This window comes from Streptomyces sp. NPDC058674, from assembly GCF_042716505.1.
Classification (GTDB): Bacteria; Actinomycetota; Actinomycetes; order Streptomycetales; family Streptomycetaceae; genus Streptomyces.
Genome location: NZ_JBHXSC010000041.1, coordinates 60,409 through 66,408, shown reverse-complemented (window position 1 = coordinate 66,408; position 6,000 = coordinate 60,409). Strand labels below are relative to the sequence as shown.

Here is a 6,000-nt window from a genome sequence, read left to right as displayed (position 1 = left end):
CTATCAGACTCTTTCGTGTCCGATTCCCGGTCGAAGCGGGCTTCGCTTTCCAGGTATTCGCTTTCGCGCTTTCCTTTTCGGCGATTCCGACTCTACCAGAAGATTTCCACCGGATTTCCCGGCTTCGGATTCCTGGATGAGGAGTCGGATGCGGCCCCACCGGAATTGAATTCCTCGGGGGCGAGAGAGACCTTAAACCATCGCTGCCGAACTTGTCCAGTTCGAGGCAACCGTTCGAATCTACCTCCCCGCTCGCTCCGTGTCAACGGCATGTGCGGGACGACGAGGAGACTAGCAGCTCTGCGGAGCCGGACGCACATCAGGCCGCGACGGGGAGCGTCGCCGTCCGGTCCGCCGACTCGACGTCGCCGGACTCCCCCTCGCGGGAGGCGCGTCCGCCCAGGACGTAGACGTAGGCCAGGAAGGCGGCCTCGGCTGCGAGGCCGATCAGGATGCGGGCCCAGGTCGGCAGGCCGGACGGGGTGACGAAGCCTTCGATCAGGCCCGAGACGAACAGGACCGCCGCGAGTCCGATGGCCATGCCGAGAGCGGCGCGGCCCTGTTCCGCGAGGGCGGTGCGGCGCGTGCGCGGCCCCGGGTCGATGACCGTCCAGCCCAGGCGCAGGCCCGTGCCGGCCGCGACGAAGACCGCCGTCAGTTCGAGCAGGCCGTGCGGAAGGATCAGACCGAGGAAGACGTCGAGACGGCCGGCGGCGGACATCAGGCCGATGCCCACCCCCACGTTGACCATGTTCACGAAGAGGATCCAGAGGACCGGAAGGCCCAGGAAGGCGCCCAGGACCAGGCACATCGCCGCCGCCTGGGCGTTGTTCGTCCAGACCTGGGCCGCGAAGGACGCCGCGGGGTGGCTCGAGTAGTACGTCTCGTACTCGCCGCCCGGCCGCGTCAGGGCCTTCAGGTCCTCCGGGGCGCCGATGGCCCCCTGGACCTCGGGGTGGGTGGCTATCCACCAGCCGATGAGGACACCGACCGCGGTGGAGAGCAGCGCGGTCGGTATCCACCATCGGCGGCTGCGGTACACCGCCGCCGGGAAGCCCACCGCGAAGAAGCGGGCCGCGTCGCGCCAGCTCGCACGACGGGTGCCGGTCACCGTGGACCGGGCGCGGGCGACGAGCTGGGTCAGCCGGCCGGTGAGCATCGGGTCGGGGGCGCTGGACTGGATCAGGGAGAGGTGGGTCGAGGTGCGCTGGTAGAGCGCGACCAGCTCGTCGGCCTCGGCGCCGGTGAGCTTGCGGCCGCGTCCCAGGAGCTGCTCCAGGCGGTCCCATTCCGTGCGGTGTGCCGTCACGAAGACGTCGAGATCCATCCGGTTGCCGCTCCCCTGCCCCAGGTCCCCAGCTTCTGCCTGTTCCTAATGTGTTCAGCTTGGCAGACTGGATGCCAAAGGGGCGGGTCAGTCACGTGAAGGGTGCTGTGGTGAGCGGTCTGGTGACGGGGGACGCGGTCGTTCTGGGGTTGAGGCCCGCGAGGGTGCCGAGCCGGGGGCTGGCCTTCGTCCTCGACCTGCTCGTGTACCTCGCCGTGTACCTGATCGTCACGATCGGCCTGGCCTACTCGATGTCCTCGCTGGACGAGGCCGCCCAGGCCGCGGTGTCCGTGGCGAGCGGGCTGCTGCTGGTGGTCGGCGTGCCGATCGGGGTGGAGACCCTCACCCACGGACGGTCGCTGGCAAGCTGGCGTGCGGGTTGCGCGTGGTGCGCGACGACGGCGGGCCGATCCGCTTCCGGCACGCGCTGGTGCGCGGGGCCCTCGGCGTCGTGGAACTGCTGCTGACCTTCGGGTCCGTGGCGTGCATCGCCTCCCTGGCCTCGGAGCGCGGTCGGCGGCTCGGTGACGTCTTCGCCGGGACGCTGGTGATCCGGGAGCGGGTGCCGGGGGTGCGGGTGATGCCCGTCCCGCCGCCGCCCCCGTGGCTGGCCGGGCGGTTCACCGGGCTGGACCTGTCGGCGGTGCCGGACGGCTTGTGGCTGGCGATCCGCCAGTACCTGACGCGCATGGGCCAGCTGGATCCGCAGGTGGGTGCGGCGATGGCGGCGCGGCTGGCGGACGACCTGGTGGCGCGGACCGGGGCGCCGCCGCCGGCCGGGGTTCCCGCGGCGGCGTTCCTGATGGCCGTCGTGCACGAGCGGCAGTCGCGGGACGCGGCCCGGGCGTTCACGGCCGCGCCGCCGGTCGGCGTACCCGCTGCCGCTGCGGGACCCGGTCGGGCGCCGGCTCCTGCCGGGACGCCGGGTCCGTGGCAGGCGCCGGCGGCTCCGGCCGGGGCGCCGTACGCCCCGGGGGCGGCGCCGTCCGCGCCGGTGTCCGCGCCCGCGGCGCCCGCGCGCGGCGGCGGATTCGCGCCGCCTGCCTAGTGCTGTGACCGGAAGGGTTCACCGGGTCGCGGCGCCCGCCACGGCAAACCCTTCCGGTCGCAGCCCTAGGCCGGCGGGTCAGGGAAGACCGAGGGCGGGGTCTCCAGGTGTTCGAGCTCGATACCGGGTGCGGAGAGGACCACGTCCCCGGCGATGTGGACGGTGTGGACCTCCCCCGTGTCCAGGGCGCTGACCTGGTAGGCGTCCACGAGGAGCGGGCCGCTGTCCGTGGGGTGCTCCTCGCGCGACAGCAGGGCCCAGGCCTGGTCGACCGTACGGGGTGCCAGGACCGGGTCGGTGAGGGCGAGGAGCCTGACGCGGGTGGCGGGGGCGCCCGGGGTCAGGCGGAGCAGCCGGGTCGTCGCGATGAGGAAGGCCGGCGAGGTGCCGGTGAAGCCGGGGGCGCGGACGTTGCCCTCCGCGGCCTCGGTGCCGGTCGGGTCGGTGCGCACCCAGGTGACGCCGTCGATCGCGGCGCCGCGGACCTGCCAGCTCGCGGCGTTGGCCTCCAGGCGGATGGGGCGGCCGAGCTCGTCGACGGCCAGGTCCACGGAGCCCCGGTGGTCACCGTTCGGCGCGGTGAGCTGGGAGACGTAGCGCCATCCGGAGGGGCCGGGCGCGCAGTGGAAGTGCTCCTCGCCGAGCGGGGTGTGGTCGTGCGGGTCGTGGAGCGAGTAGCGGCCGCGCGGCATGGCGTCCTTCCTGGATCGGTCACGGGTCGTGCGCAGGGACGGGGCAGGGACGGGGCAGGCCCCCGGCACGGGTGCCGGGGGCCTGACGCGGTCGCCGTGGATCTACGGGGAGATCAGTAGCGGTAGTGGTCGGGCTTGTAGGGGCCTTCGACCTTGACGCCGATGTAGTCGGCCTGCTCCGGGCGCAGGGTGGTGAGGCGGACGCCGAGGGCGTCCAGGTGCAGGCGGGCGACCTTCTCGTCCAGGTGCTTGGGGAGCACGTAGACGCCGGTCGGGTACTCCGACTGCTTCGTGAAGAGCTCGATCTGGGCCAGGGTCTGGTCCGCGAAGGAGTTCGACATGACGAAGGAGGGGTGGCCGGTCGCGTTGCCGAGGTTCAGCAGGCGGCCCTCGGACAGGACGATGAGGACCTTGCCGTCGGGGAACTTCCAGGTGTGGACCTGGGGCTTGACCTCGTCCTTGACGATGCCCTCGACCTTGGCGAGGCCGGCCATGTCGATCTCGTTGTCGAAGTGGCCGATGTTGCCCACGATGGCCTGGTGCTTCATCTTGGCCATGTCGGCGGCCATGATGATGTCCTTGTTGCCGGTGGTGGTGACGAAGATGTCGGCCGTCTCGACGACGTCGTCGAGGGTGGCGACCTGGTAGCCGTCCATGGCCGCCTGGAGGGCGCAGATCGGGTCGATCTCGGTGACGATGACGCGGGCGCCCTGGCCGCGCAGGGACTCGGCGCAGCCCTTGCCGACGTCGCCGTAGCCGAAGACGACGGCGGTCTTGCCGCCGATGAGGACGTCGGTGGCGCGGTTGATGCCGTCGATCAGGGAGTGGCGGCAGCCGTACTTGTTGTCGAACTTCGACTTGGTGACGGCGTCGTTCACGTTGATCGCCGGGAAGAGCAGGGTGCCCTCGGCCATCATCTCGTAGAGGCGGTGGACGCCGGTGGTGGTCTCCTCGGTCACGCCGCGGACCTCGGACGCGAGCTGCGTCCACTTCTGCGGGTTCTCACCGAGGGTGCGGTTGAGCAGGGTGAGGATGTGCGCGTACTCCTCGGAGTCCGCCGTGGACGGGTCCGGGACCGCGCCGGCCTTCTCGAACTCGACGCCCTTGTGGACCAGGAGGGTGGCGTCGCCACCGTCGTCGAGGATCATGTTCGGGCCGCCGGTGGGGGTGTTCGGCCAGGTCAGCGCCTGCTCCGTGCACCACCAGTACTCCTCCAGCGTCTCGCCCTTCCAGGCGAAGACGGGGACGCCCTGCGGGTCCTCGGGGGTGCCGTTGGGGCCGACCGCGATGGCGGCGGCCGCGTGGTCCTGGGTGGAGTAGATGTTGCAGGAGGCCCAGCGGACCTCGGCGCCGAGGGCGACGAGGGTCTCGATCAGCACGGCGGTCTGCACGGTCATGTGCAGCGAACCGGTGATCCGCGCGCCGGCGAGCGGCTGCGAGGGGGCGTACTCGCGGCGGATCGACATCAGACCCGGCATCTCGTGCTCGGCGAGGGTGAGCTCCTTGCGTCCGAAGACGGCGAGGGAGAGGTCTGCGACCTTGAAGTCCATGGGTGCTGCTCCTCATGGTTCGAGAGGGTGGGTACGGCTGACCGTGCGCCGTCCTGGGGACGGAGCACCGAGCACAGTCCGTCGAGGGCCCTCTCTCCCCTCGGCCGGTCCTGAAGACCGCCCGACCGCCATCAGCAGCGACGCCTGACACTGATGACGAATCTACACCGCGCGGCGGAGCAAGCCCCAGTCGACGGGGGAACCGGTCGCCTCGCCGCTCCGGTCCTCCGGGGCCGGGGCGACCCGTACGGGCTCGTACGCGTCCCGTATGCGTCCCGTACGCGTGGAGGGGCCCCCGCGGCCGGACGGCTGCGGGGGCCCCTCCAGGTGGCGCCGTGGGACTTCGGCCGGTCAGTGGCCGTCGCCGCCGGGGGACTTCACCGGGTCGACGCCCGAGGCGGCGGCCTCGGCGTTGAAGATGTCGGGCTCCAGGTAGATCACCCGGGCGATCGGGACGGCCTCGCGGATGCGGGTCTCGGCGGCGTTGATCGCGTGGGCGACCTCGGCGGCGGTGTCGTCGCTCTTGACCGCGATCTTCGCCGCGACCAGCAGCTCCTCGGGGCCGAGGTGCAGGGTGCGCATGTGGATCACGCGGGTGACGGTGTGCCCGTCGACGACGGCGACCTTGATCTTCTCGACGTCCTCGACGCCCGCGGCCTCACCGAGCAGCAGGGACTTGGTCTCCGCCGCCAGGATGATCGCGATGACGATCAGCAGGACGCCGATGCACAGGGTGCCGATGCCGTCCCAGACGCCGTTGCCGGTCAGCAGGGCGAGGCCGACGCCGCCGAGGGCCAGGACCAGGCCGACGAGCGCGCCGAGGTCCTCCAGGAGCACGACGGGCAGCTCCGGGGCCTTGGCGCGCTTGACGAACTGGCGCCAGGTCAGGTTCCCGCGGACCGTGTTCGACTCCTTGATCGCGGTGCGGAAGGAGAAGGACTCCGCGATGATCGCGAAGACGAGGACGCCGACGGGCCAGTACCAGTGCGTGATCTCGTGCGGGTCGTGGATCTTCTCGTATCCCTCGTAGATGGCGAACATGCCACCGACGGTGAAGAGCACGATGGAGACGAGGAACGCGTAGATGTACCGCTCGCGCCCGTACCCGAAGGGGTGCTCGGGCGTCGCCTCGCGCTTGGCCTTCTTGCCGCCGAGGAGCAGCAGTCCCTGGTTGCCGGAGTCCGCGAGCGAGTGGACGCTTTCCGCGAGCATCGACGAGGATCCGCTGAAGATGTACGCCACGAATTTGGCTACAGCGATGGCGAGGTTGGCGGCGAGTGCCGCCACGATCGCCTTGGTACCGCCCGACGCGCTCATGGGTTCAGGGTGTCCTTCCTAGCCACTGTCTACCGGCCGCACATTGTTGCAGCTACCCCGGCGACA

The 6,000-nt window shown here is 71.0% G+C and carries 4 protein-coding genes and 1 pseudogene; 1 reads left to right on the top strand and 4 read right to left on the bottom strand.

Annotation, left to right across the window (positions count from 1 at the left end):
- Window positions 1–319: 319 nt before the first annotated feature.
- Window positions 320–1,327, bottom strand: coding sequence for a stage II sporulation protein M (locus tag ACFWU6_RS21340; protein WP_383982456.1), 1,008 nt, complete (start codon window positions 1,325–1,327; stop codon window positions 320–322).
- A gap of 71 nt (window positions 1,328–1,398) precedes the next feature.
- Between ACFWU6_RS21340 and ACFWU6_RS21335 the strand changes: the two are divergent.
- Window positions 1,399–2,375: pseudogene (locus ACFWU6_RS21335) on the top strand (RDD family protein).
- Window positions 2,376–2,440: 65 nt separating this feature from the next.
- Here ACFWU6_RS21335 and ACFWU6_RS21330 read toward each other — a convergent pair.
- From ACFWU6_RS21330 to ACFWU6_RS21320, 3 genes are all read right to left on the bottom strand, one after another.
- A complete protein-coding gene (locus tag ACFWU6_RS21330; RefSeq protein ID WP_383982454.1) occupies window positions 2,441–3,067 on the bottom strand; it encodes a hypothetical protein in 627 nt (208 codons plus the stop codon).
- A gap of 113 nt (window positions 3,068–3,180) precedes the next feature.
- Window positions 3,181–4,617, bottom strand: coding sequence for an adenosylhomocysteinase (ahcY, locus tag ACFWU6_RS21325; protein ID WP_383982453.1), 1,437 nt, complete (start codon window positions 4,615–4,617; stop codon window positions 3,181–3,183).
- A gap of 351 nt (window positions 4,618–4,968) precedes the next feature.
- Entirely contained in the window at window positions 4,969–5,934 is a 966-nt protein-coding gene (locus ACFWU6_RS21320; protein WP_383809193.1) for a cation diffusion facilitator family transporter, read from the bottom strand.
- Window positions 5,935–6,000: the final 66 nt, after the last annotated feature.